The following is a 1285-nucleotide window of genomic DNA, read 5'->3' as shown; positions in this document are numbered from 1 at the left end:
CCGTTGGCCCTTGGCATTCCCCAGCAAAATGCTTGCGCCAGGCGGCGGCGTCCTTATTTCAGGACAAGCGACAGGGAGTGGGCGGAGAAACGATGGCCGCAAGAACAAGAGCAGCCAACCGCTACTATAGCGGCCCACTCAGCGATCATTTCGACGGTAGCCTCTTTTTCAATCCCGAGGGCAGGCCGCCGGCGCGCTTCACCGATTTGCTGAAATGGCAATTGAGCGGTGGGCGCTCGAAATGGCCGGCGGCCTGGCCGAGCCCATATCCCCAGGCGAAGCCCGAACAACGGATCGAAGGCGCTGCGCTTCGGCTCACCATGGTGGGTCACGCCTCGCTGCTCATCCAGACAGCCGGCCTGAATATCCTGACCGACCCGGTTTGGTCCGAGCGTGCCTCGCCTTTCGGCTTCGCCGGACCGAAGCGGGTCAACGCGCCGGGCATCGCCTTTTGCGACTTGCCGCCGATCGACCTGGTGCTGCTCAGTCACAACCACTACGACCATCTCGACCTCGCGACCCTCAAGCGGCTGAAGCAAAGCCACGACCCGATGGTGATCACGCCGCTCGGCAACGATGCGATCATCGGCACTGCCGTGCCCGGCATGCGCGTGTCGGCACATGATTGGGGCGACAGCGTCGAAGTCGCCAGCGACGGCATCATCCACATCGAGCCGGTGCATCACTGGTCGGCGCGTGGCGGGCGCGACCGCCGCATGGCGCTTTGGGCGGGATTCGTCATCGATACGGCGGGCGGCAAGGTCTATTTCGCCGGCGACACGGGCTTCCACGGCGGCACCAACTGCCGCCGAATGGCGGAAAAGCATGGCTGGTTTCGGCTGGCCATCCTGCCGATCGGCGCCTATGAGCCGCGCTGGTTCATGGCCCCGCAGCACCAGAATCCGGCGGAAGCCGTCCAGGGCATGAGGCTGTGCGGCGCCGTCCATGCTGCCGGCTGCCACTGGGGCACCTTTCAGCTCACCGACGAACCGATCGAGGAGCCTGCGCAAAAGCTCGCCGAGGCATTGGCGGCCGAAGGCATTTCGCCGGAGCGTTTTCGCGCCATGCGCCCGGGCGAAGCATGGGATGTGCCGCCGTCTGGCTAAGGAACCCAGCCCGGGCAAACGCGTTGGTTGCACAACGCAAATCCGCCTCGGAGCCTTCCATGATCAAATGGATCATCATCCTTCTTATCGTTGCCGCTGCGGCAAGCCTGCTTGGCATGCCCGCGCTCGCCGGCGCCGCCGCCACAGGTGCCCGCATCCTGATCGGTATTGTGCTGATC

The 1285-nt window shown here is 64.7% G+C and carries 2 protein-coding genes; both read left to right on the top strand.

The window, feature by feature from the left end:
- The first annotated feature begins 92 nt into the window (after positions 1-92).
- Complete coding sequence (locus EOA60_RS33450; protein WP_128312644.1) at positions 93-1106, top strand: MBL fold metallo-hydrolase; 1014 nt, start codon at positions 93-95, stop codon at positions 1104-1106.
- 59 nt (positions 1107-1165) lie between these two features.
- On the top strand, positions 1166-1285 hold a 120-nt coding region (locus EOA60_RS39415; protein WP_128312643.1), incomplete at its 3' end, for a DUF1328 family protein.

The organism is Mesorhizobium sp. M1A.F.Ca.IN.020.06.1.1, assembly GCF_004023265.1.
GTDB lineage: Bacteria > Pseudomonadota > Alphaproteobacteria > Rhizobiales > Rhizobiaceae > Mesorhizobium.
Note: the sequence above shows the minus strand (reverse complement) of the source record. Positions and strands in the feature narration are given on the sequence as shown.

Coding starts and splice junctions, on each gene's coding strand:
- EOA60_RS33450 (WP_128312644.1), top strand. CDS start 93: ATGGCCGCAAGAACAAGAGCAGCCAACCGCTACTATAGCGGCCCACTC.